13 protein-coding genes and 1 pseudogene are annotated in these 25,215 nt (G+C 66.2%); 10 read left to right on the top strand and 4 right to left on the bottom strand.

Translation table 11 applies throughout. The annotated features are described in order from the left end of the window. Window positions 1–23 precede the first annotated feature (23 nt). The 10 genes and pseudogenes from K6L26_RS04080 to K6L26_RS04125 all read left to right on the top strand — a co-directional run. Window positions 24–1,412: pseudogene (locus tag K6L26_RS04080) on the top strand (MinD/ParA family ATP-binding protein); the annotation flags it as partial. A gap of 248 nt (window positions 1,413–1,660) precedes the next feature. Next, the gene (locus K6L26_RS04085; RefSeq protein ID WP_019345088.1) at window positions 1,661–2,125 is read left to right on the top strand and encodes a YbaB/EbfC family nucleoid-associated protein; all 465 of its coding nucleotides are present in this window, start codon (window positions 1,661–1,663) and stop codon (window positions 2,123–2,125) included. 4 nt (window positions 2,126–2,129) lie between these two features. Continuing rightward, window positions 2,130–2,426, top strand: a complete 297-nt coding sequence (locus K6L26_RS04090) for a WXG100 family type VII secretion target (RefSeq protein ID WP_043368328.1) — start codon at window positions 2,130–2,132, stop codon at window positions 2,424–2,426. Between the two features lie 56 nt (window positions 2,427–2,482). Beyond that, on the top strand, window positions 2,483–17,407 hold the full coding sequence (locus K6L26_RS04095; RefSeq protein ID WP_221852745.1) for an alpha/beta hydrolase: 14,925 nt from the start codon (window positions 2,483–2,485) through the stop codon (window positions 17,405–17,407). Next, window positions 17,404–17,661 (top strand): DUF7161 family protein, encoded by a 258-nt coding sequence (locus K6L26_RS04100; protein WP_019346719.1) that lies wholly within the window; start codon window positions 17,404–17,406, stop codon window positions 17,659–17,661. The genes K6L26_RS04095 and K6L26_RS04100 overlap by 4 nt, the downstream gene beginning before the upstream one ends. A gap of 2 nt (window positions 17,662–17,663) precedes the next feature. After that, on the top strand, window positions 17,664–17,900 hold the full coding sequence (locus K6L26_RS04105; protein WP_019346718.1) for a hypothetical protein: 237 nt from the start codon (window positions 17,664–17,666) through the stop codon (window positions 17,898–17,900). 5 nt (window positions 17,901–17,905) lie between these two features. Then, the gene (locus tag K6L26_RS04110; protein WP_052773164.1) at window positions 17,906–19,429 is read left to right on the top strand and encodes a hypothetical protein; all 1,524 of its coding nucleotides are present in this window, start codon (window positions 17,906–17,908) and stop codon (window positions 19,427–19,429) included. 110 nt (window positions 19,430–19,539) lie between these two features. Further along, window positions 19,540–20,496 carry a WXG100-like domain-containing protein gene (locus K6L26_RS04115; protein WP_047036310.1) on the top strand — a complete coding sequence of 319 codons (957 nt, stop codon included), beginning with the start codon at window positions 19,540–19,542 and terminating at the stop codon, window positions 20,494–20,496. Between the two features lie 2 nt (window positions 20,497–20,498). Beyond that, window positions 20,499–20,939 carry a YbaB/EbfC family nucleoid-associated protein gene (locus K6L26_RS04120; RefSeq protein WP_019347989.1) on the top strand — a complete coding sequence of 147 codons (441 nt, stop codon included), beginning with the start codon at window positions 20,499–20,501 and terminating at the stop codon, window positions 20,937–20,939. Next, window positions 20,936–21,232 (top strand): hypothetical protein, encoded by a 297-nt coding sequence (locus K6L26_RS04125; protein ID WP_043370348.1) that lies wholly within the window; start codon window positions 20,936–20,938, stop codon window positions 21,230–21,232. Before K6L26_RS04120 ends, K6L26_RS04125 begins: the two co-directional genes overlap by 4 nt. A gap of 4 nt (window positions 21,233–21,236) precedes the next feature. Here K6L26_RS04125 and K6L26_RS04130 read toward each other — a convergent pair whose 3' ends face one another. Genes K6L26_RS04130 through K6L26_RS04145 form a run of 4 tightly spaced genes read right to left on the bottom strand, consistent with a single transcriptional unit; the run spans window position 21,237 to window position 25,190 of the window. Next, window positions 21,237–23,024 (bottom strand): hypothetical protein, encoded by a 1,788-nt coding sequence (locus K6L26_RS04130; protein ID WP_221852746.1) that lies wholly within the window; start codon window positions 23,022–23,024, stop codon window positions 21,237–21,239. A 30-nt stretch (window positions 23,025–23,054) separates the two neighbouring features. Further along, a complete protein-coding gene (locus K6L26_RS04135; RefSeq protein WP_019344985.1) occupies window positions 23,055–23,375 on the bottom strand; it encodes a hypothetical protein in 321 nt (106 codons plus the stop codon). Then, window positions 23,372–24,424 carry a 3-oxoacyl-[acyl-carrier-protein] synthase III C-terminal domain-containing protein gene (locus K6L26_RS04140; protein ID WP_081288724.1) on the bottom strand — a complete coding sequence of 351 codons (1,053 nt, stop codon included), beginning with the start codon at window positions 24,422–24,424 and terminating at the stop codon, window positions 23,372–23,374. The genes K6L26_RS04135 and K6L26_RS04140 overlap by 4 nt, the downstream gene beginning before the upstream one ends. Beyond that, entirely contained in the window at window positions 24,411–25,190 is a 780-nt protein-coding gene (locus K6L26_RS04145) for an ESX secretion-associated protein EspG (RefSeq protein ID WP_065062608.1), read from the bottom strand. Before K6L26_RS04145 ends, K6L26_RS04140 begins: the two co-directional genes overlap by 14 nt. Window positions 25,191–25,215 lie beyond the last annotated feature (25 nt).

Below are 25,215 nucleotides of genomic sequence, written 5' to 3' on the forward strand. Positions count from 1 at the left end.
GACCGATCGGCGAGCCCACATCGCTCGACGACCTGGCGCCCGGTGAATTGGACGAGGTGGAGGCGCGAGCTGCCGCGTTGCTGGAACAGATTGCCGCACAACGGACAGCTCGGCAGATTCACACGGCCACCTCGCCCGCCGACGACACCACCGATGCGTTCGAGGTGCCCCCTCCTGCGGCACCCGTGCGGCGGCTTGCCCCGCCGCCGTGGCAGATGCACAGCCCGATCGGGTCCAGGGAGTTCGCCGAACGGTTCGAGCTCGATGAGCCCGAACCTCAGCGACCAGCGGCTGAGCCTGTGCCTGAGCCCCCGACCGGTTTGATCCCGATTCCGCCGCTGCCGCCAAGGCCCGCACCGTTGCCGCCGCCCCCTCCTCCTCCGCTACCGCCACTGCCGTTTCCCCCTCCGGGCTTCATGCCCCCGCTCGCGCCCCCTCCGGTGGGCATGGCCCCACCGCCGCAGTACTCGGCGGTGCCGCCCTCACTCGACGACGCCGGGATCATCAACCGCACCCGCAGCGCGCCTCACTCCGGCTGGCGCCGGGCTGTGCACCTGGCGAGCGCCGGCCGCTTGAATCCCGGTGAATCACGCAAAGAGCGCGAGCGTGAAGACCTGCTGTCCCAGATCCGCCAGCCGATCGCGGGTGACTTCCGGATCGCGGTGCTTTCGATCAAGGGCGGTGTCGGCAAGACCACCACCACCCTGGGATTGGGCTCGGCGCTGTCGATGATGCGTCATGACCGGGTGATCGCGGTGGACGCCAATCCGGATCGCGGGACCCTGGCCGAGCGGGTCAGGGACGCGTCGAGCCAATCGACGGTACGGGACCTGTTGTCGGATCCCGATATTCAGCGCTATGCCGACGTTCGTGCTCACACTCGGATGGCGGGCAGCCGACTTGAGGTATTGGCCAGCGAGCAGGAACCGGCTGTGTCGGAAGTATTCGGCGAATCGGACTACCGCCGCACCATCAGCATCCTGCGTCGCTACTACAACATCATCCTGACCGACTGCGGCACCGGCATCATGCATTCCGCGATGGCCGGTGTGCTCGATCTGGCGCATGCGATCGTGCTGGTCAGCTCGCCGGCGATCGACGCCGCGCGTAGTGCATCGGCAACGCTGGACTGGCTCATGCAGCACGGTCACTCCGCGTTGGTCCGGGAAGCGCACGTGGTGCTCAGTGCTTCGCGACCCGGGTCGGCAAAGCTGAAGCTGGACAAGGTCTACGAGCATTTCGAAGCCAGGTGCCGCTCGGTGCACATGATCCCGTTCGATCCGCATCTGGCGGAGGGGGCCGACGTGGACTTCGACCTGCTGGACCCGGCGACGCTCCAGGCCTATCTGGAACTGGCCGCCGCCGTGGCGGAGAAGTTTCCCCGGCTGCGTGGCGCGCCGCAATACCGGTGACAAACCCGGTCCGGCCCGAGGCAAAGAAAGCTTGCGCCGAGCGCAGGGATGGGAGCTATCGGTTGGCAATCCGGACCGCCGAGTTGACATCGGTTATCTACGGGGCAGTGGCAAATTGCGGAGTGAGTGACATTGTGACGATGGCAATTTCGCCGAAGTAATTGTTCGTGCGCTCAAATACGGTCAGCGATAACCGAATTCGGAAAAGTGCATGGCGGCTCCTTTGTGAATCTGGAACACTGAGCCGAATGAGCAACGATGCCCTCCGGCATCAGATGACCGAGGTGCTTGCCTTGGTCTCCGAGCAGATGGCCGACATTGCCGCGGTGCAGCGCGAGCAGGCGCAGCTCACCGCGAGTGCGCAGGAGGCCGATGGCTTGGTCGCGGTGACCGTCGACGCCCGCGGCCATGTCATCGAGACCGTGATCGACGAGTCGTACCTCGACGAGTACGAACTCGAAGAACTCGGCGGTCACGTCACCGCGGCCGCGCAGGCCGCGGCGCAGCTCGTGGCGCAACGGTCGGCTGCCCTGATGATGCCGATCGAAGAACGGCGCCGGATGATGCCGGCACTGTCCGACATCGCCGACGGCGCCCCTGATCTGCGCGAGCTGACCCGAGCCGTATTCGGTACCGACGATGACGTCGTCCAGCCGGGCGAGTCGGAGGATGACGATCGGGACGAAACCGCATTCCCCACCGTGAGGAGCTGAATCGATGGCTGACGAGCTCGGTGTCGGGCCTTCTGAACTACGGGCAACCTCGAGGAACCTGAACGATGTCAGCGTCAGGATGAAAAACGTGTTGTCCAACCTGCAGGCCAATCTGGCTGCAGAGGGCGCCGCCTGGGGTGACGACAAGATGGGTGACGGGTACGCGAAAGGCAGTGCGGGGTACCTGGCGCAAAAGGATTGGGTCGACGGTTCGGTGGTGATCAAGACCGATCTGCTCGACTACTACTCGAACGGTTTGAAGGTGTCTGCGGACTCCTTCGAACAGAACGACCAGCCGTAGCCGTCTACACCACCGAATGGCGTGCCGCATAGGCCTGCCGCCATACCAATTCGCTTATGGACATCCAGATCCCACCCGAGCTCCAGTGGGTGTCATACCTCGCGGGCGGCGAATGGCCACAAGGTAGCGAAACCCGCACCCGCCGAATCGGCGAGCATTACCAAGCCGCGGCCGAAGCACTTCAGGACCTCATCCCGGACCTGAACAGGGTCCGCGGAGAAACGATGTCGGTACTGACCGGCGACACCGCCGATGCCGCCGATCAACAGTTCGCCATGCTGTTCGACGGCGACTACACGGTAGACAAACTCGCCCAGGGCATCTCGGGGATGGGTGAGGGCGCCACCAATTTCAGCTCCGAGATCGAATACAGCAAGCTGTCGATCATCGTCGGACTGGCGCTCGCCGCCGCCGAGATTTCGTACAGCCTCGCCATGGCGGGCCCCACCTACGGGGCGTCGACGGCGGCTATCCCCGTCATCGAGACAACGACCATCGCGTGGATACGCGCGCTCGTTATGTGGGCGATCCGGCGTCTCGGCGAGAAGATGGCCGAACTGCTGACCAAGACGATGATGAAGCGGCTGCTGCACGAAACCCTGCAGGAATCCGTGGAGGAGCTGGCACAGGGCCTGCTTCAAGAAGGGATCGTCCAGGGCATCCAGGCCAACAACGGACATGCCCCATACCGGTGGGACCGGTTCCAGCAGACGGCGATCTCTTCCGTTGTCGGGGGCGGAGCGGGCGGAGCCACCGCCGTGCCGGTGGCCCACGGACTCGGACCCGCGCGCAACAGGTTCACCGCGGCGACCAAGGGCGCGACCACCATGTTCACCGCCGGAGTGTCTGGCAACGTGGCCGGTACGTTGGCGGTGGGCGGGGAATTCGACACGATCTCGATTCTGGCCAGTTCCACCAGCACCAGCATCGGCGGTCTGAAAGGCATCGGCGGCGGCCACACGCCTCAGCAGAACAATCAGGCGAATCCGGGCGGCGGTCCGCCGGGGCCCGAGGCTCCGAACGTCGGGCTTCGGGGCGAGAACCCCGATGGCCCGCTGGACACCGGCCGGCAGGATGCTGAGACCGACGGTGAGAATGACACCAACCGGACTTCGCAGACCGATTCGGCCGGGCAGTCGGCTGCGCCGGCCAAGTCGAGTCCGGGACGCGCCGGCACCGGCCAGCCGAACAACACCACACCGCAATCGGATTCGAAGTCCGCCGCCCGCAACGGGCAACAGGACAGTGCGGTCGATAAGTCGACAGGCCAGGACTCCGACGAATCGGCGGATCAGGTAGACGCCGACCCCGAGATCGACACCGACACCGACACCGCCGCCAAGCACGAATCCGATGACGCGCGCGACGATGCGCCTGCCGCGGTGCCGGACGAGCAGCATTCGTCGCAAGATGAGCCCGCGCACACCGCCACGCTCAGCCCGGACCAGGATGTCGCCGGTCCGGCGGCGAATGTCGCGACGACGGATGTGCCGCATGCTGCAGTCGCCGCAGAGCCGGTGTCGGTCGATGCCGGGCAAATCGACTCCGGACAGGTCGACACCGGGCAGGTCGATACCGGGCCGACCGACATCACTCAGGACGTCGAAGACGCCAAGGTGACCGCTGGGGTCACCGACGCCGCCCAGGCACCGACCGATCCCGCACCGCAGACCTCCGCGCCGGACGCTCCCGAGCAGCAGGCCCCGGCTGTCGGTGCCCCTGCCCAACCGTCGGCCTCGACCAGCACGGCGTCGCCGGTGCCCGCCTCGCAGACGCCGGTCACCACGACGTCGACGACACCGGATCAAAACGCCAAACCCACTGCAGCAAAACCTGATTCGAAGCCTGATTCGACGTCGACCACAACCAGGCACGAGGCTCCTGCCGCGCGCCCCGCCGGGCCGGAAACGCAGGTCGCGGGCGTTCCGGCTGCGCAGGTCCAGGACACCGCCCAGGCTACGAATCAGAGCGCCGCCCAGGACACCAACCAGGACGTCACGCCAGCCAACGCCGCACCCGAGGTCAGCGAGACCGGCGGTCCGCCGCATGGCGGCCGGAACTGTCTGCTCGACGCAGCCGATGATCTGTCCCGGCACTTCGGCAAGCAGTATCAGGTCACCGGGGAGCCGACGTCCACCGGAATGCCCGCCCGGGCCCTGTACCAGGCCGTCGGGTCGCGGGCCGACTTCGCCACCTACCGCCAGATCGAGGCGAGGCTACGGGGCATGGCGCCCGGCTCGGCCGCGGTCATCACATCGGCGTGGGCCGGAGATGGGCAGCGCCAGGGCGGGCACGCCTATGTGGCGGTCTTCGACGGTAAGGACGTATATCTGCTCCACCGCGGCGAGCGGCAGGGTTGGCCGCCGTCGTGGGGTCAGCACGCGGTGTCGACGACTGCGGTCGGTTTCCTTGATTCAGAAGGTGTTCCGGTCGACAAGCTCGGGCTCCGCCCCGACGATCTCGATGCCGCTATCGAGGTGGGCGACGTGCAGGGCACGCCGGACCAGACCCCGGGTGAGCAGTGGCAAGGCGTCACCCGGCAGAGCGATCTGGCCGATCAGGCGCTTGCCAAGCGGGGTCTCAAAGACGGCGAAGAGCTACGAAACCCCTTGGGGTTGATGGAGTCAGCAGACGCTCGGGCCCGGGCCAATGCCACCTGGTGGGCCGCGCTCTCCGGCAACGAGCAGGTTGCGCTGATCGACGTGCACCCGCAGCTGATCAGCAACGCCGAAGGTATCTCACCCGAGGCGCGCCACGAGGCGAACACCGGGCTGCTCAAGAAGCAGGTCGACCAGTTGAAGGGCTGGCGGGACAGCGGTCATCGCCTCACCAGAGCGCAGAGCAAGACGCTGGCGAGGCTCGAGCGCATCCAGAGTTCGCTCGCCCAGGCGCAGAACCAGGCCCGGGACGCGGGAATCGACGGCCCGCTGCTGTTGGCCTTCGATGCGTCGGAATTCGGTGGTCATGGGCGCGCGGTCGTCAGCTTCGGGGCCAACCCGTATCAGGCGGACTCGGTGTCGTGGCACGTGCCCGGGCAGGGGATGACGATCGACCGGATCGGCGTCACCATGGGGGACGCACTCAACCACCTGCAGTCCGTCCAGCAGCAGAATCCGACACAGACGGCAGCCGCGATCGCCTGGCTCGGTTACGACACTCCCAGCGGTTGGAGTCGTTGGCGCGCAGCCGGTCACCAGCTCGCCCGCGAAGGCGGGGCGATCCTCTACAGCGATATCCGGGCGTTCAACGCCGCGCGCGACACCTTGGCCGTCGACGGCGGCCACTTCAACCAGAACCACATCTTCGCCCAGGACTACGGCGCCACCGCGGTCAGTTACGCCGGGCGAGATGCCCGGTTGGCACACGACATTCGCGCCATCACCTTCACCGACTCACCGGGGACCGGGCCGGTTCGCAGTGCCGCCGAGTTCGGCCTGGATGCCGATCCCACCACCGAAGCCTTCGGGGCGGCCACCGACACAGATGCTCCGGCCGAGCCTCCCGAGCACACCACCGTCGAACCGACCACCCGCACCATCGCCAACGATGCCCTGGCACAACGGGATCCAGCGGTCAGTATCGATGACGTGGCCAACCCGCTGGGCAAGGCCGACGATGCCGTGAACCGGGCCGAGGCCAATGCCCGATGGTGGGCGGGCTTGTCCGAGGATCAGCGCGATGCGCTGATCAAGACCTATCCGAGGCAGATCGGCAACTCCGAGGGAATCGCGCCGAAGTACCGCGACAAGGCGAACCGTCTTGCCATCGAACGTGCCCGAGATTTCGTGCACGGCAAGATCAATCGTGGTGAGCAGCCGACCAAGCGAGAATTCAAACTGCTGCGGCGGATGAACAACCTTCACAATGCGTTGGAGACGATGAAGAGCGAGGCGGCCGCCGCTGGGGTCGATCCACCGCTGGTTCTGGCATTCGATTCTCCAGTGTTCGGCGGTGACGGCCGGGCGGTCGTGAGCTTCGGGGCCGACCCGTATGTGGCGGATTCGGTGTCGTGGCTGGTTCCGGGTTTCGCGACCACGATCGACAAGCTCGAAGGGAACATGCGCAATGCGCTGAACCATCTGCAGTCGACGCAACAGGAGAATCCGGACCTGGCCGCGGCGTCGATCGCCTGGATCGGCTACGACGCGCCCAATGATGCGGCCATCCCTCGCGTCGCCGCGCATGGATTGGCCCGCAAGGGCGGTCAGATTCTCTACAGCGACATCCGGGCGTTCAACGCCGCGCGCAACACGCTGGCCGGAGATGGCCCGCGATTCAAGAACAATCACATCTTCGCGCACTCATACGGCTCGACCACCGCGAGCTATGCCGGCAAGGGTAGGCGACTGGCCGAAGACATCAGCACGGTGACGCTACTCGGTTCACCGGGCGCGGGCCCGATACGGCATGCCCGGGGCTTCGGGATCGGCGCTCAGAACGTTTTCGTCGCATCGTCGTCGCTGGATCCGGTTACCGGGCTGGGCGGGCGCACACCGGGACAGAATGGCCGGTTCCTCGGACGCGGACTGGGCCTCGACCCGGCGATGAAAGACTTTGGCGCGGTGCGGATTACCGCGCAGTTCCCCGATTCGATGAACGACTTGAACGCGGTCGGGACGCACAGAAGCTACTACCGGTACATGCCGGGCGACGCCGATCCGCGGGTACGCACCGAATCGCTGGCCAACTTCGGTCGGATTGCCGCCGGGCACGCCGAGCGGGTGCATCTGGAGGGATACCGGCAGGTTGTCGCCGGACGTACCGTGGATCCGGCGGCCGGACGGCCGCTGCGGCTGGACAGTGACACAGATACCGAGCAGGCGAAGGAACTGCGCCGCTGGAACCCGCGATGGCATCCTGGCGAGGTCACTCGCGCCACCAACCCGGTCGTGGCCGAGGCTTTGCGACTAAGGAACCCGCGGGTATCCATCGATGGACTCACCACCCCGCTGGGAGACGAGCCGCGGGCCGCCGCCCGGGCCCGCGCCAACGCCGAGTGGTGGTCGGGGTTGTCGCCGGATCATCAGCAAGCACTTCTGAACGAGCACCCATTCCAGATCGGCAACGCCGAAGGCATCCCTGCCGACGTGCGCAATGACGCCAATCGCCGTGTGCTGCAGAACTATCTTGACCGTGCCGCCGCTGTTCAAGCGCTGATCGATGCCGGCACCAAGCCGGATAACACGCAGCTCGACTTCCTGCTCCGGGTGAAAAAGCTTGAGAGCACCCTGCACCGTGCGGACGAGGCGGCCCGGCAGGCCGGTGTGGGGGAGCCACTTATCCTCGCGTTCGATCCGCCTGCCTTCGGCGGTGACGGCCGGGTGCTGGTGAGCTTCGGTCTCGACCCGTATGTGGCGGATTCGGTGTCGTGGTACGTGCCCGGCCTGGGTGCGCAGGTCGACAAGCTTGACTACATCATGCACTGCGCGTTGAACATCCTACAGTCGACGCAGAGTGCGAACCCGTCGATATCGGCGGCCTCGATCGCCTGGCTAGGGTATGACGCGCCGAACGGTTCGGCCACGCTCAAGGTCGGGAGTGCCGGTCTGGCGGAAGCCGGCGGTGACATCCTGCACGCCGACATCAGCGCGTTCAACGCGGCGCGGGACGCGATGGCCGATAACGGCAGCCATTTCAAGGGCAATCATGTGTTCGGGCATTCGTATGGATCGACGACGACCAGTTTCGCCGGCCGCGGGGGCAGGCTCGCCGACCACATCGAGTCGGTGACGCTCATCGGTTCGCCGGGCGCCGGTCCGCTGAGCCATGCCCGCGACTTCGGCATCAGCGCCGACCGGGTGTTCGTCGCATCGTCCTCGCGGGATTTCGTCACCGGCCTCGGCGGGAGGACATCGGACTCACACGGCCGCCTCGGACGCGGGCTCGGCACCGACCCGGCAATGAATACCTTTGGCGCACAGCGAATTCAGGCCGAGTTCCCGGCGTCGATGGACCGCAAGGACACCACCTCCACCCACAACGCATACTTCGACTTCCAGGAGACCGACGGACCTGGCACCCGGCAGTGGCTGGTCACGCCCTCGCGCGCGGTTCCCTCGGAATCGCTGGCCAACCTGGGCCGCATCGCTTCCGGGAATCTCGACGGGCTCCAGTTCGAAGAACACCGCACCGTGGCCGAACGGCCGGGCCGCTTGTTCGGCACCCGCAGCGAGACCGTCGAACCCGCGGCGACACGCAGCGGCAGCCAGCGCCGCCACTGGTGGAACCCGCGATGGCGGGCGGCCGACATCGACGTCGATCCGCAGCAGGTCGTCGCCGAGCCCGACTGGTCGGCGAGCGAGGACAGCGATCAGGCACGCCGCAAGGAGGTCCTCGCGGCTGCGGACCGGTTGTTGCGGCAAAGGGTTCCGCCGGTCGCCATCGACGGCATCGTCAACCCATTGAACCGGGCTGGCGCTGCGCTGTCGCGGGCCGAGGCCAATGCACGATGGTGGTCGTCTCTGGTACCAGACCAGCGGGCGACCTTGATCGATGCGTATCCGGCCCGGATCGGCAATGCCGAAGGGATTCCTCCGACGGATCGCGATGCGGCGAACCGCCTGGCGATCCGACGCTTCCAGAACCACGTGCAGTCGATGATCGACCGCGGCGTTCGGCCCAGCGACAGCCAACTGAAGACGCTGCTGCGGGTGAACCGGTTGGCCGCCGGGTTGCAGCAGATGGGGCGCGAAGCCGCGGAGGCCGGGCTCGACGCGCCTTTGGTGCTGGCGTTCGATCCGCCGGCGTTCGGTGACGATGGCCGCGCGGTGGTGAGTTTCGGAGCCGACCCGTATACGGCGGATTCGGTGTCATGGCTGGTGCCGGGGTTCGCGACGACGATCGACAAGCTCGAAGGGAACATGCGCAATGCGCTGAACCATGTGCAATCGACGATGCGCGAGAATCCGGAACTGGCGGCAGCTTCGATCGCCTGGATCGGCTATGACGCACCCAACGGTTCAGCTGCCGGTCGGGTGGTCGGCCCCGAGCTTGCGCGTCGTGGCGGCGACATTCTCTACAGCGACATTCGGGCGTTCAACGCTTCGCGCAATATCTTGGCCGGAGACGGGAGCGAATTCAGCAACAACCACATCTTCGCCCACTCGTACGGTTCGACCACGGCAAGCTATGCGGGCAGTGACGGTCGATTGAAGCACGACGTCACCACAGTGACACTGGTCGGCTCACCCGGAACGGGACCGATTAAACACGCAAGTGGATTCGGCCTCGATCCTGACCACGTGTTCGTCGCGTCCTCCTCGCTGGACCCGGTGACTGCGTTCGGCGGGCGCACTCCCGACGAGGATGGTCGGATTGCCGGGCGCGGGCTGGGTATGGACCCGGCGATGGAGGAGTTCGGTGCTGTGCGGGTGGCCGCTCAATTCTCCGATGCGATGAACGCCCCGGGCACCTTCGGAACCCACAAGAGCTACTTCCACCACCACGCGAATGATGGTGAGGGCCCGCCGGTGCGTACCGAATCGGGGGCCAACTTCGGCCGGATCGCGGCGGGGCGAACCAACGACCTGCAACGGGAAGAATCTCGCCGGCTGGTTGACGGACGCACCGTGGAACCGGCCACCGGACGGATGTTGCGCCTGGATGGCGACATCCAAGTGGATCAGGGCGAGCGCCGCCGGTGGAATCCCCGGTGGCGTCCTGGCGCGGCGGTGCCTTCTGACGTTCAGGTAGCGGCGGACGAGGCACTGCACCAACGGAATTCGCGAATGACCGCAGCGGATCTGGTCCATCCGCTGGGCACCGGTCCCGAGGCTGTGGCCCTGGCCCGGCAGAACGCGGCCTGGTGGGCCGGGCTGGACGCGGACCAGCGCGCCGTCCTCGTGCAGGCGTATCCGCAGGAGATCGGCAACGCCGAGGGCATCCCGTCCGCGGTCCGCGATCACGCCAATCGCGAAGTGCTGCGGCAACATGCCCGGGAAGCCGCCGCGGTCAAGGCCAAAATCGATGCGGGCCAGAAAACCACTCCGAAGGAAGAAGCCTTCCTGGTACGGATCAACCGGCTCGAAACCGCGATGCAGCGGGCCGACGATGCCGCCCAGGCGGCCGGGGAGGGCCGGCCACTGTTGCTGGCACTCGACATGGGCGCCTTCGGCGGTGACGGCCGTGCGCTGGTGAGCTTCGGGGCTGATCCGTACACGGCGGACTCGGTGTCGTGGTACGTCCCCGGCCTGGGCTCGCAGCTGGACAAGCTCGACTACATCATGCACTGCGCGTTGAACATTCAGCAGTCGGTGCATGCCGAGAACCCGTCGTTGTCATCCGCCTCGATCGCCTGGCTGGGATACGACGCACCGAACGGATCGGCGTCGGCGCGGGTGGCGGGCACCACCTTGGCGCAACGTGGTGGCGAGATGCTCTACACCGATGTCAGCACGTTCACCGCGGTACGGGACGCACTCGCAGGGGACGGAAGCCATTTCAAGGGCAACCACATATTCGGCCACTCGTACGGCTCGACCACCACGAGCTATGCCGGGGCCGACGGACGGCTGGCCCCTCACGTCACCACGGTGACGCTCGTCGGTTCGCCGGGTACCGGCTCGTTGCAGCATGCCGGCGATTTCGGCCTCGACGAGGGCCGGGTGTTCGTGGTGTCGTCGTCGCGGGACTTCGTCACCGGGCTCGGCGGTCGGACACCAGATTCGATGGGGCGCTTCGGAACCGGCCTCGGTACCGACCCGGCGATGGATACGTTCGGGGCGCGCCGCGTCAGCGGCGAGTTCCCGGCGTCGATGGACCGCAAAGACACCCTGACCACACACAACGCCTACTTCGACTTCCTGGAAACCGACGGCCCGGGCACCCGGCAGTGGCTGGTCACGCCGTCGCATGCGATCCGTACCGAGTCGTTGACCAACATCGGCCGTATCGCCGCAGGCAGCTACGACGACGTGCACACCGAACCGCACCGTACCCTCGACGGAAACGGTTCCCACACGATCGAACCCGCGGCCGCCCGACCGGTCATGCGGCTGGACGACGATCCCGGCGTCTTTCACCCGACCGACACGCACCAACGGAACCGCATCCCACGCTGGACCCGAGGCAACGATTGTGCCCACGTTCTGGCCGACGAGGTGCGGGCCCGGACCGGCAGAACAATCCCGCTCGACGGCACCCCCTCACGCCGGGGGACGCCCGCGCGGGCAATGTTCAAAGCGTTCGGTTCCAGCGCGGATTTCACGACGTACGCCCAGATCGAACGGGAGCTGCTGAGCCACCCCTCGGGCACGATGGCGGTGCTGGCGTCGCGCTGGAGTGGCGGGCAGCCCGTCGGCCACGCGTATCTGGCGGTCAACATCAACGGGCGGGTGTACCTGTTCGACCCGCACACTCGCCAGTATTCGGGCTGGCCGCCGCATTGGGGGCAGGACGCGGTAACCCAGACCGCCGTCGGCTACCTGGACGAGAACGGCAACCCCTTACACAAGGGACGGTGGCACAACCAGTTCGCGGCATCCGCGATCGGCCGGGTCCAGGGCCTCCCTGAGGGCCTGGCCCACAGCGATGTCGACAACCGGGCGGCTGCCGAGCGCGATGCCGCCAATCGGGATGTGTTGCAGCACTATCGGGACCGCGCCGACCACATCCGGACCAAGCTCGACCAGTTCGGCCCGACCACCCGCGAGGAACGGGCCTTCCTGGAGCGCATCGACCGGCTCGACCTCGCGGTACGCAAGGCCGACGCGGACGCGGCGCGGGCCGGCCTCGACGCCCCGCTGGTGCTCGCGTTGGACACCTCGGCCTTCGGGGGCGGCGGTCACGCGGTCATCAGCTTCGGCGCCGACCCGTTCCACGCTACGAGCGTGACGTGGCACACCGCTCACGGATCGATCGCACAGCTCGGCACCGTCACAGCGCGTGCACTCGACGGCCTGCAAGGATCCCAGGATTCCGCGTCCATCGCCTGGGTCGGTGACACGGGCGCGCTGCACCAGCAGCTGGCCAATTTCCACGCCAGCCGGCACGCGTTTGGCGAGCCGGGACCGTTCACCGGGAATCATGTTGTCACCCAGGCTGACTCGCGGACTCCTGCCGAGCGTCCAACGACCCAGGTGGTAGCCCACCGGGGCGCCTCCCACGACTTCCCGGAGCAGACCCGGGCCGCCTACACCGAGGCGCTGCGGCAGGGGGCGGACGCCCTCGAATGCGATGTCCGGCTCACCAAGGACGGTGAACTGGTGCTAATCCACGACAAGACCGTGGACCGCACCTCGAACGGCACGGGACGGGTCGGCGACATGACGCTGGCCGAACTGCAAGCACTCGATTTCGACGGGCACGGCATCCTGACCCTGGACGAGTTCATCCAGCTCGCTCAGGACGCCGAGCAGCCGGTGACCTTGTTCATCGAGACCAAACATCCTGCGCAGCAGGGCTTGAAGATCGAGCGCGAAGTGGTCGCCGCGCTGGAACGGCACGGGTTGACGAATCCGGGACCGGACCAGTTGGTCAAGGCGGCAGTGATCTCGTTCAGCCCCGACGCACTGGTGCGGGTCCGCATGGCCGCCCCGAACGTCCCCACGGTTCTGTTAGGCCCGTCGGCCCGGTATCTGGCCGGCATCGTGGGCGCCACGGCGATCGGCCCGTCGATCGAAACCCTCCGCAACAATCCCGAACTCGTCGGGGCGGCAGCCTCACGCGGGTTGTCCACGTACTGCTGGACGGTCAACAACGAAGCCGACGTGCAGTTCGCGCGGGACCTCGGTGTGGACTGGATCGCCACCGACCACCCTGGCCGCACCGATGCCTTGGTGGGTGACGGTCCGGCGCAACACTCATCTGTAACCCGGCCCGACGCCACCGGGTCCGAAACCGGTGAGCGCCAGGCGATCCAACAGAAGGCCGACGACGCGTTGGCGCGGCGGATTCCGCCGGTGCGGCCCGACGAGCTGCGCAACCCACTCGGGCCCGCCGAGGAAGCATCCGTGCGGGCAGCCAACAACGCCCGCTGGTGGTCCGGGCTGAACCCAGAACAGCGCAGCGACCTCATCGCGGCGTACCCGCAGCACATCGGCAATGCCGAAGGTATCGATGCGGCCGACCGGAACCGCGCAAACCGCAAGGTGCTGGAGCAACTCCGCGACGATGCTGATGCCGCCCGGTCGAAGGTCGACCGCGAAGAACGGCCGACGCGGGCCGAGCGGAAATTGCTGCGCCGCATGGACACATTGGACCTCGCCATACGCAAGGCAGATGGTGATGCGGTGCGGGCCGGGTTGGAGCGTCCGATGTTGTTGGCGCTCGACGTATCAGAGTTCGGGGGCGACGGTCGTGCCGTGCTCAGCTACGGCGCTGATCCGTACACCGCGGAATCGGTGTCCTGGCACGTACCCGGGGTCGCCAGCTCGGTGGACACACTTCTGGGCTTCAACACCACCTCGGCACTGCATCACCTTCAGGCAGTGCATCGGGAGAACCCGGGACTGTCGGCGGCCTCGATCGCCTGGATCGGGTACGACGCCCCGAGCGGCCGGAGCGTCGTGCGTGCCGCCGGCCACGGCATGGCCCGCACCGGCGGGGACATTCTCTACAGCGACATCAGGGCATTCAATGCGGCCCGCGACGCCCGTGCCGGCGACGGCAGCCACTTCGCCGGCAACCACGTCTTCGGCTACTCCTACGGCTCGACCACCACCGGATATGCGGGCCGGGACGGCAGATTCGCCGGTCACGTCCGCACCGTGTCCCTGGTCGGCTCACCCGGAGCGGGCCCGGTGCGCACTGCGGGTGAGTTCGCCATCGGCGCCGAGAACGTCTTCGCCGCGTCGTCGGCACGAGATGTGGTGACCGCGCTGGGCGGGCGCAGTGCCGGCTCCAACGGGCGGATCCTCGGGATCGGCCTAGGTACCGACCCGGCGATGGATTCCTTTGGTGCCGTGCGGGTCGCCGCCGAACCGACGGCTTCGATGAACCGCCTGATCACGGGCGGCACCCATCACACCTACTTCCTGAACACGGAAGCGACGACAAACCTCGGGCGCGTTGCCGCCGGACGTACGGACGTCGTCACCACTGAGCAACACCGCACAGAGCTGGGCCGCAGTCGGCATGCGCCGGTGCTGCGCACCGTCGAACCCGCCGGAGATCGGGTGGGAGGCCGGCGGTTCTGGAATGTGCTGTGGCGTCGACCGCCGAACTGCGCCGTCACCGTCACCGAAGAGTTGTCCTCGTTGTTCGAGGGCCGCAAGTTCGGACTGGACGTCAGGCCCTCGCGGCGCGGTGTGCCCGCGCGGGCACTGTTCCAGGCCGTTGGGGCGGATGCCCGGTTCGCGACGTACGACGAGGTCGAAGCGACGCTACTGGGCGATCCGTCGCTGCGGGTGGCAGTGCTGACCTCGCAATGGGCCGGTGGACGGCAGGGCGGTCACGCCTACCTGGCCGTCAAGGTCGACGGCGAGGTGCGGCTGTACGACCCGCACACCCGGAAGTACTCGCCGTGGCCCCCGCACTGGGGCCAGCAGGCGGTGACCCAGACCGCCGTCGGCTACCTGCAGACCAACGGCAAAGCCGTCGGGCCCATGACCGTGGACGTCCCGCTGCAGCTCGACGCCGCCGACGCGGTGGGCAATGTGCAGGGCCTGCAGGCTGATCCGGACTTCGCCCGGAGGCAAGCTGAATACCGTGCGCAGGATACGGCCACCCGGCTCGTGGACACCCGCTATGCCGAACCGCTGGGTGATGTGGTCGACAATGCGTCGGACCGGGCCCGGGTTCTGCAGCTCGCCAAGGACCTGTCCGGCTGGTACGGCCCGTATCGCATACATTTCCGCGCCGAAAACCTTCCCGGCGACGTCCTGCTGACCGGCGATATCTTCCACGGCGACAACAAGATCGGGACGACCCAGCGGTCGTTCGACAGGGACGGTGCGGGCAACCTCGTCGCGTATCACACCGGCCTTGTCATCGATGAGAAGCTGCCCGACGGCACACCGTTGCGCGGCAAAGGATTCTCCAAGGCCGTGACCTACGAGCTGGAACGCTTGTACGTGCGTTCGGGCGTCGATCGCATCCACCTCACCACGCATGACAAGGGCAGCTTCGCCTTCGCTCGACGTGGTTACGCCTGGGACCCCAGTCCTGACCAGCTGCAGCAATCGCTCGACCGGGTGAAGCAATCGGCCCGCAGCCTACGCGAGACCGTAAGCGACGAAGCCAGAGACCTCCTGGATCAGGTTGTCTCACAGTTGGATCCGAGTAATCCGCGGCTACCGGAACCCATCGACCTCTCAAACCTTGCCACCCGCGAGGAACCGGATCTGGGCCAGCGCCTGCTGGACGGTGCGGCCGGGAAACACAGCAACGGCGTGCACTACGTCAAGTACCTCGACCCGGCATCGGTTGCTCCGGCCCCTACCGGTCTGAAGGGCTGGCTGAAGAACCTGTTCGGGCGCGAGAACGCTCCGTCCCCGGCCCTCGACAACTGTGCGTACGGCGTGGCAGGCGAGTTGTCGCGGATCTATCCTGGGCGCTTCGCGGTTCCCATCGCACCGTCGAGGACCGGCGTGCCGGCCTGGGCGCTGTTCGAGGCGGCGCACGCCCGGTCCGAGTTCGCCACCCACGATGACATCGAGACCGAATTGCTGGGCAGGCCCGCCGGATCGTCGGCAATTGTGGTGTCGCGCTGGGCTTCCGACGGGCGCCAGCACGAGGCCCACGCGTATCTCGCCGTCACCGACGGCAGGCGGGTGCAGCTCTACGACCCGCGCACCAAGCAGTACTCGTCCTGGCCACCGGAGTGGGTGGACGCGGTGGACCGTACCGCCGTCGGCTACCTCGACGAGAACGGCGAGGCGATACGACCTCTGCATGATGTTCCGCTGCAGCTCGGCATGCGGGCCGCCGATGCAGTTGGGGATGTCAAGGGTCATCCGGCCCGCGACCTCGGCCTGCCCGACCATGCCTCCGGGACGCTGTCAGAGGGCCAGGCGATCGCGGCGTTCAGTCAGGGCGAAGCGCGGATGCGCGACCTCAACGATCAGCTCGCCGAAGCCGGCGTCAACGCCGAGGAGCGCGCGCGCCGGCTCTCGGAACTGCGGAACTCGTTGCGCGCCTGGGCGTATGACCTGATGAGCAACCGAGAGGCGGCAGAGTTCCTGGCGCGCGCCACGGTCAACCCAACTTTCGAGGATCTCGTCGCCCGTAACACTGAACGTGGTCTGACCGGCGACGCGATCTTCGAGGCGATCATCGACAGCTCGACGCACAGCCGCCTCGCTCCGGGCAGCCTGACCGACATCGAAACCGGTGCGGTGTACTCGCAGTTCGAGCTCGGGCTACGAGCGCTCAACGAGCAGATGATCAACGATGGCCTCAGTGCCGAAGACCGGGCCAGGCAGTTGTCCGCGTTGCGCAGTTCGTTGCGGTCCTGGACCCGGGAACTGATGGAGAACCGCGCGGCGGCCGACTGGATGGCGGCCAACGAGAGCAACCCGTCGTTCGAGGACCTCGTCGCCCGGTACGAACGCAAGGGGCTCACCGGCGAGGATGTGTACGACGCCATCATCGACGCCGCCACCCACAGTCACTACTCGGCAGGCACCCTGACGAACGAGGAGACGCGCACCGTCTACACCAACTACGAGCTGCGGATGCGGGAACTGCGGGACCAGCTTCTGCGCGACGGTGTGAGCGTCGAGGAACGCGCCAGGATCATGTATGGCATGCGGGCGACCATCCGGTCGTGGACCCGGTCCTTGATGGCAGACCGGGCCGCGGCTGAATGGCTCAACGAGAACGAACAGAATCCGACGTTCGAGGATCTCGTGGAGAGAAACCGGGCGAAAGGCCGCGTTGGCGATGAGATCTATGAAGCCATCATTGCCAGCTCCACGCGCAGCCGTGGCAGTGTGAACGCAGATCTCGGCATCGATCCGGAGAATCCACCCGATCTGCCGCCGATGAGAGGGCCCGACGACGGCGGTCCGCAAGATCAGGATCAGGAAGGTGACACGACATGAGCAGCGAGCAGCCGACGCCGTTGCGGTACGACCAGACCGGGTTGAGCGGTCGGCGCGCACACGTGCTCGTCGACGAACCCACCGACGAGATCGACTGGCCGGCGAATCTGCCCGCGGGCATCAAAACCGTTGTCATCGTGGACGACACCCCGAACCCGCACCACACCCTGCGGGTGCATCCGGTCGACGATCCCGACCGGGTCGCGCTCGTGGTGTTCGACCAGCTGGCGCTGTATGAGGACAGTGGGGAGTAGGCATGGACCCACGCAGAATCGAGCTCAACCGCAGGCACAGCCGCGAGATGAGTGCATTGTTTGCGCAGTTCCACGAGGCTCATCCCGACATCGAGTCCGAGGTGGACGACGCCCAGATGACTCCGGAACAAGACGCCGAGTGGTCGGCATTCAGCGCGGACCTGTTGGCCAGACACCAGGCCGAACGCGCTGCACTCGCCGACGTGATCGAAGCCGAGCAGAAGAACACGGGAAGGTAGACGCGATGGAAGCCGCACAGGCGATCTCGTTGGTCGCAGACTGGATCAGGACCAGGGGCCTCGACTATCCGACCGAAGGGCTGGCAGCCGATCGCTTCGACAAGGGCTGGAGCGTGTACGCACCGGTCGAGGTCGACGACAGCGACCCGATGGCGTTCCTGGACATCCCGGTCGGCCGGTCGATCTTCCTGGTGGGCGACTCCGGGCGCATCGAAGAGGTGTCGTCGTCGGTTCCGCCGCAGCAGGCGCGCGAGGCGTTCAGCGCTCAGGAACCCGCAGCACGGGCCGGCGGCGAGGCTACCGACGAAGCGGCATTCATGGCCGAGTTCGAGAAGCAGTTCCGGCTGGCCGCCGCCGACGACCCGGACGTGATCGCCGACTTCACGATCGTCGACGAGCCGCCGGTGCCGGTCGGCGACGCAGCTGCCGACGAGGACGCCGCGACAGCCGAGGAAGCGTCCCGCCTCATCGACGGGATCGTGCAGCAGCTGGCTCAACTCGGCCCGGAAGGCTGGGACGAGTTCTCCGCGGTGTTCGCCTTCACCGTCACCTCCCAGATCGCGCAGCTCCGGTTCTGGGCCCAGGACCGAACTGGACTGGTCCCGGTGCCGCAATCGATCGCCGACCTGGTGCGCGAGCAGCGGGAGGTCTCGGCCCGGATGAGTGCCGGACCCTGGTGGCGGCTGCTGTTGAACGTCACCAATACTGGCCAGGCCACGGTCGACTACGACTACGGCGACGAGCCGTTCCCGGACGACCAGATCGTGGCGGCCGAGCACTACCGCAACGATCTCGACACCTATCCGCGCAGCCAGGTGCCGGTGTGGCTGGCCGGCTACACCGCCGGGCCCGACGCGCAGGGACGCGACGCCGCCCGGGCAGCCGAGGCGGCCCGGGCCGACGAGGCCGCAGGCCGCGTCGCCGTTGTCACCGATCAGATCCCGCCGCTGCCCGACCTGCTGGCGCGGTGGGCGGCGTTGTCGGCCGCCTACGTCGGAGTCGGGTCGGGCTGGGGCCCCCGTATCTATCCCGGGTACGCCTGGTTCGAGAGCGATGCCCGCAGCGGGTCGACACTGTACCTGCTGCCCGGTGACCGTGCGGTGCTCTCCGGCGGCAAATGGAATTCCGAGTTGCTGGAGGCCGCCTACAACGGCGGTGGGCCGCTGCCCGATCTCTACGGCGGGGCCCCGGCGTGGGTCAACGACTCCGTGTTGAACACCCGAAACCGCAACGGGCTACTCAGCTTTTGCTTCTGGTGGGCGAACGGTCAGTGGTACCGGGGTGGGACCGACACGTCCGGCGAACTCGACGCGCCGACTCCTGCCATCTGGACGCCGGACGCGACGGTCGCCGCCATGGTGACTCAGGCCGGAGAATCGACGACGCAAGCGTGCCAGGCTCTACTGGAGGTCACCACCGAGGGCACCGCCACGGTCGACGACGTGGCAGCGGTGTTCGACGACCGCCCCGACGCGCAGGTGTATGCGGCGGCCAACCAGCTGAGCTTGGCCGGCCTGCTGGCCGAATAGACATCGAGCTGGCGGGCAGCTGAACTCTCGGCGAACAAGGCCGTCAGAAATGGCGGTCTGCGGTAACGCGCAATAGCGTGAATTGCGATGCTGCATGGAAGTTTTCGTCGATGGGGGATCGCGTGACCCTGCAGATTCCCGGTCCGCTGCAATGGGTGTCGTATCTCGTCGGTTCGCAATGGCCGAAGGGCGACGAAGACGCCATGTACCGCATCGGCGGTGAATGGGGCGATCGCGCCGAACAATTGAGAGATCTGATACCCGAACTGAACCGGATGCGCGCCAGCACGAGCGCAGTCCTGCAGGGTGTGACGGCCGGCGCCGCGGACAAGGAGTTCGCGATGTTGTTCGACGGCGACGCCACGGTCGACAAACTCGCCGATGCGATGGCGGCGCTCGGCGAGCTCGCCGAGAGTACCGGCAAGAACATCGAATACACCAAGCTGCAGATCCTGACCTCCCTGGCGATCGCGGCCTTCGAGATCTCCTGGGCACTGGCCCAGACCTCGGTGACCTTCGGCGCTTCGGCGGCCGAGATCCCGCTGATCGAGGCTTCGACCTCGGCCGCGATCCAGCGGATGGTGTCGGTGGCGCTCAAAGACCTCATGACCGATCTGGGCAAGGCGATGACCAAGACCACCGTGCACCGGATCATCAAGAAGTCAGGTGTCGAGGCGGCCGAGGCGCTCGGGCAGGAACTGTTCATCCAGAACATCCAGCAGTCCAAAGGACATCAGAACGGCTACGACTGGAACCGGCTGGGAACCGTTGCACTGGCCAACTCCGTCGGTGGTGCCACCCAGGGCACGGTCAGCATCTATGGCCAGCGGCTGGTGGGCAATTCGGCGGTCAAGGGCGCGGCCGTCGGATACGTCGCAGGCATGTCCAAGAAGGTGACCGGAGCGCTGGCCACCGGCAGCGAGATCGACCCGGTTTCCGTCCTCGGATCGGTTCCCACGGCCGTCACGGGCGGGGTCAGGGGGCGAGCTGCGGCACACAGCAACAAGGCGTCGACGGCAGACGGCGGCGGCGCCGCGGCGGCGAGCAGCGGGGGAGACGGGGACTAGACGTGGACACCGACGCGGCACGACACGAACTCATCGATGCGCTGGCCCTCATCCAGGAACAGTTCGCCGATCTGGCCATGGTCGAGGAGGAACGGGCAACCTTGTCCTCATCGGCCACCAGCGCCGATGGCAGCGTCACGGTGACGGTCGACTGCGACGGCGTCGTCATCCACACGGCGGTCAGTGAAACCTATTTGGACGACCACGATCTGGCCGATCTCGGACATCACATCACCGCCGCCGCCCGGGCCGCCGCCCGCGACGTCGAGCAGAAGCTCGCGGAGCTGCTCGCGCCGCTGGCGCAGCGGCGTGAGCAGATGCCCTCGCTGTCCGACATCGTCGAGGGTGCCCCCGACATCAGAGATTTGCTGTCGGCCCCTGCGGTGCGGCCGCAGGGCGACGGCGAACCCGATGACTTCCCCACCGTGAGGAGTACGCGATGACCGTACCGTTGGGCGTCACGCCGAGTGAACTTCGTAGTACCGCGCAATACCTCGCCTCTGTCAGCAATGACATGAAAGCTGTGCAGTCGGCGCTGATGCAGATGCTCAGCGGTGAAGGTGAAGCCTGGGGGCACGACAAGATCGGCAAGCAGTTCGCCGACGGCGGCAAAGGCTATAAGGCGCAGCGGGATTGGGTCGATGGGTCGATCACCGCCAAGACCGACCTGCTCGACTATTACGCCGACGGCCTGTACCTCACCGCCGATGCCCTGGAGCAGCAAGACAAGCCCTGAAGCCTCACTCTGAGCGGCCCGGCGTGAACTGTTGTCCACGTGCCGGACGTGCCGGTCCGGGTTGGACAGCCGAGTCGGGCTGCCAGGTGGTGCCGCGCTGCGGAATACGGCGACGGGTCTCGGACTTGTCGGCCGGTGATTTCTCCTGCTGCTCCGCTTCCTCGTCGGCGCCGACCACCGGCACCGACGCGTCGCTGTCACCGATGACGTCCTTGCCGTTCTTCTTACGCCGCAGTGCCTTGTTGACCTGGTGGCCCTTGCCGTTCTGATCGCCGGCGCGCTGGCCCGCTGCCGGGGCACCTGCCCCGGGGCTGCCCGCACCCGCACCGAGTCCGGCGCCGGCCCCGGCCCCGGTAGCGGGCATCTTCGCCGCCGCGGTGGCCGGTGCGCTGCTCGGCAGGCCGCTCGGCAGGCCGCGCAACGGAACTCCGCCACCGGCGCCGCCTGCTCCCTTGCCGGCAGCAGCTGCTCCGCCGAGACCTTGGGGCCCGAGACCGAGCACACCTTCGGGCGGCCCTCCCATCCCTGACCCCAACGGGTTCTGCCCGGCGGCGTTCTTGGCCGCATCCATCGCCTGACCGATCGCGTCCTTGGCGGCATTGGTCGCCGTATCCATGGCGGACTTGACGGGATCGGTCAGGTTGTCGAGGGCGTCTTTGGTCGGATCGGTCGTGAGATCCTCTTGGTCGATCGGCTTTTGGTCGATGGGCTTGAACTTTTCGAGGTCCGTCGGCTTGTTGGCGTTCAGCTTGTCGAAAGCGGACTTGTCGAACGGACTGGTGCCTGCGCCGGGGTCGCCCGGTTTGAACGGGCTGGTGCCACCGGGCCCTCCCGGACCGGCCGGGTCACCGCCCGGTCCGCCCGGTCCGCCGGGGCCGGTGGGATCTCCGTACTTCATGTTCGGCGGTGTCGGGAGATGAGGAAAATTCTGTGTGACGGCCTCGACGACGGGGTTGTACACGTGCTGAAACAGTTGGACGGCAGTCCGATAGGCCTCGATGGAGCGGTTGAGCTCTTCCAGTTCTTTGAGAGCGTCCGCGGCGGTCACATAACCCCCGCCGTCTCGTTTACGTAGGTGCCCGCTGCCGTCGACCTCATACCTGTTGTTGTAGGACTCGATGGCGTCGTCGAGTTCTTTCGCGTTGAACTTGCCGTCATCGAGTAAATCGTTGTTGTCGTACTTGTCAGGGAAGTCCCGATGGATTTGGGCAAACGCGCTGTGCAGCTCGTCCAGTCGTTTCGCTACAGCTTCGGCAGCGGGCGAGAAGTCGTAGATCGCACTCTTGGTGACCTGCTGGGACGCCGCCTCTGCTGCTGCGGCGCTCTCGCCGGACCATTTTCCGGTGATTTCCTTGTCGACCGACTCTTTGAACTCCTCTGAGTTCTTCTTGAGATCAGTGCCTCTGTCTCTCCAGTTTTTCGCCAGCGCCGCGATCGCATCGAGATTGAGCGAGTCCTTCTCCTTGCGCATGAAGACGAACTCTTTGTCTTCCCAGTTGAGTTTGTCAGGACCGTTGAGCTTGTCCTGGACCTCCAGGTACGTGCTGTTGTCCGAGATCAGGCCGGGCACCTCGCCGAGCAGCGCACTGTTCGGCTTGTAGTCGACGACCGTGTCTTTCTCTGCCCACTTTTCCGGTATCTCCTCGAAGTCGCCATCGTCAGTGACCAGGTCAGCGCGTTTGGGGTAGTTGGGGTTGGTGACGAACGAGTTGTCATAGACGGCGCCGCTTCTGCCCTCTTCGTTGGTGCTGGTGCCCATCGTCGCGCCGAGGTAGTTGCCGAAGCCGCTCATAGTTGTGCGCCGTCCGTCCGTGGTGGGTGACTAGTCGTTCTGTGAGGACCGCATGGCCTCAGCCGCATCGCGAGCAGTCTTGATGAAGGCCTGCGATTGTGACAACTGCTCGGTCGCGTAGTCGGTCAACTCTTTGCCGCGGGCTTCGAAGAGTTTCTGAACGAGAACCGCCAGTGGATTGGCCGCCGTGCCGAAGTACTCCGTGGTTTCATCGAGGGAATTCTTGATGAGCGTTTCGAGGCTCTCCTCGTACCGTTCGTAGACCGTATTGACGGTCCCGATCACGGCCGGATCGAGATAGAGGTTCTTGTTCGCGGCAGCGTTGTCCAGTGCGCCCCATGGGTTGGTCATGATTCTCCTGTTCGGTCATGTGAATCTCGTTGCCACGACGAAAGATTGAATGGCAGGGTCACCTCTTGCTCGATCCGCAGCAGGACCGCTGCCGAATTGACGAAGTTACCGGCGGCGTACAGCAGTACCAGGTCGCCCACCTTGGCGATCTTGTTGTTCATCAGGTAGGCGAGGTTGACGCCGAAGTCCGAGACGGTCAAATGCCCGAATTGGGCTGCGAAGTCATAGATGCCGGGCGCGGGTCGCAGGAGAGTCTGTTTGGCCAGCATGTCCGTGACGTAGCTCGGCTCGATGAAGGACGGGGCGAACCAATCGACGTCATCGGGCCCCAGTCCGGCACGCTCATAGCATTCCGTCACGGTTTCGACGGCTACCCGAAAACTGGCAATCGCGTTGTCCCTCACCGTGCCCGGGCCGCGCCGGTCATAGTTCTCCCACCGGTCGATCCAATCCGCCAACGTCGGGAACGTCGGATCGTCGATGGCGCCGTCAGCCCGCCCGTGCATCATTCCTTCAGATGGGTTGTGCGACCGTGCCGCGACAGACACGATGCGGGCGAAACCGTGGTTGCGGTTCAGCAGCGCGCAGAAGCCGCTGTCGCCCAACAGCGAACCCTCGGTCGCCGGACTGGCGGCGTACTCGTGCCGGTCGAAGTAGAAGATGCTGTCGCCACCGGTCACCATGGCATATTCGCCGGCCCAGCCTGCCTGCAGCACCGCGTCGGCGAGCATCAAGCCGTAGAGGCCGCCCGAGCAGAACTGCCGGATCTCGGTCGCCGAACCCGCCGACGTCCTGCCCAGGACAGACTGCTGGATCGAATTGGTGATCGGCCAGAAGTGTTCGCCCTGATACAGGGTGCCGCAATGGAACGAGGCCGCCAAGCTCTCGGCTGCCGCGGACAGCGCGGCACTGTCGATCTGACGTGCGGCGGCCTCTACCATCTCGTGGACCGACTGCATCTCGACAGCCGCGGTTGCGAGATGTTTCGGGCGACCGTCGCTGTCCGTGCCCTCGGGCACGTACACGGAAACGGTGTCAAGGTAGGGCATCGAATTCCCGGTCCGCTTGCTCTGCAGACAGCTTCTCGGTCAACGCTTCTGACTGTCGCTTCTCGATCTTCTTGAAGACCTGCATCAGGTTGGGCACGGTCGCCGGAATGATCTGGAACGAGTTCGTGCCCTCGTTGACCACATAGGCGCCGTCGTCGGCGATGTTGATCAGCGTCAAGTGGGTGGCGTCGCGCAGTTGGTAGTCCCTGGTGAACTCGGCGGATCCGCTGAGCAGAATCGATCCGGTGATCTTCGCATCCCGAAGAGCCGAGGTCGGTGTCTGGTCTTCGAGCAGTTCCTCCTTACGAGGGCGGGTGCCGGGACTGTATGCCGGCAGCGCTTCGAGGACCACCTGCGGAAAATCGATGTTCACGCATCCGATGATCTGGACATCCTCGCCGAAGATGAGCTGGTCGCTGGGATCCTGGGTGATGACCGCACAGTATCCGGTGGTGCCGATCAATCCGAGCAATCGATAGATCCTGCCACCTTCGATCTGGCCGAACCCGTGCAGCAGATAGGCCGGGTACCGCAAGGCCTCCAGAATCCGGACCCGATTCGGCGTCAAGCCGGCACGTAACCGTGCCAGTGCGTCCCGCCGGTCGGCTTCCACCTCAGACATGAATTTGGGTCCACGATGGCGATACGACAGCGGGGACGGCAGGCGGTCGAGGCCGAGTGCCTCCCAGGCGCAACGGAACTCGAAACCGCTCATGAACCATGGTTCGACGTCATGGCGCAGCGGGGCCACCTCATCGGTGATCATGTTGACCCCTTTCTCTGCTGGAAAC

This window comes from Mycobacterium farcinogenes (assembly GCF_019739075.1).
Taxonomy (GTDB): domain Bacteria; phylum Actinomycetota; class Actinomycetes; order Mycobacteriales; family Mycobacteriaceae; genus Mycobacterium; species Mycobacterium senegalense.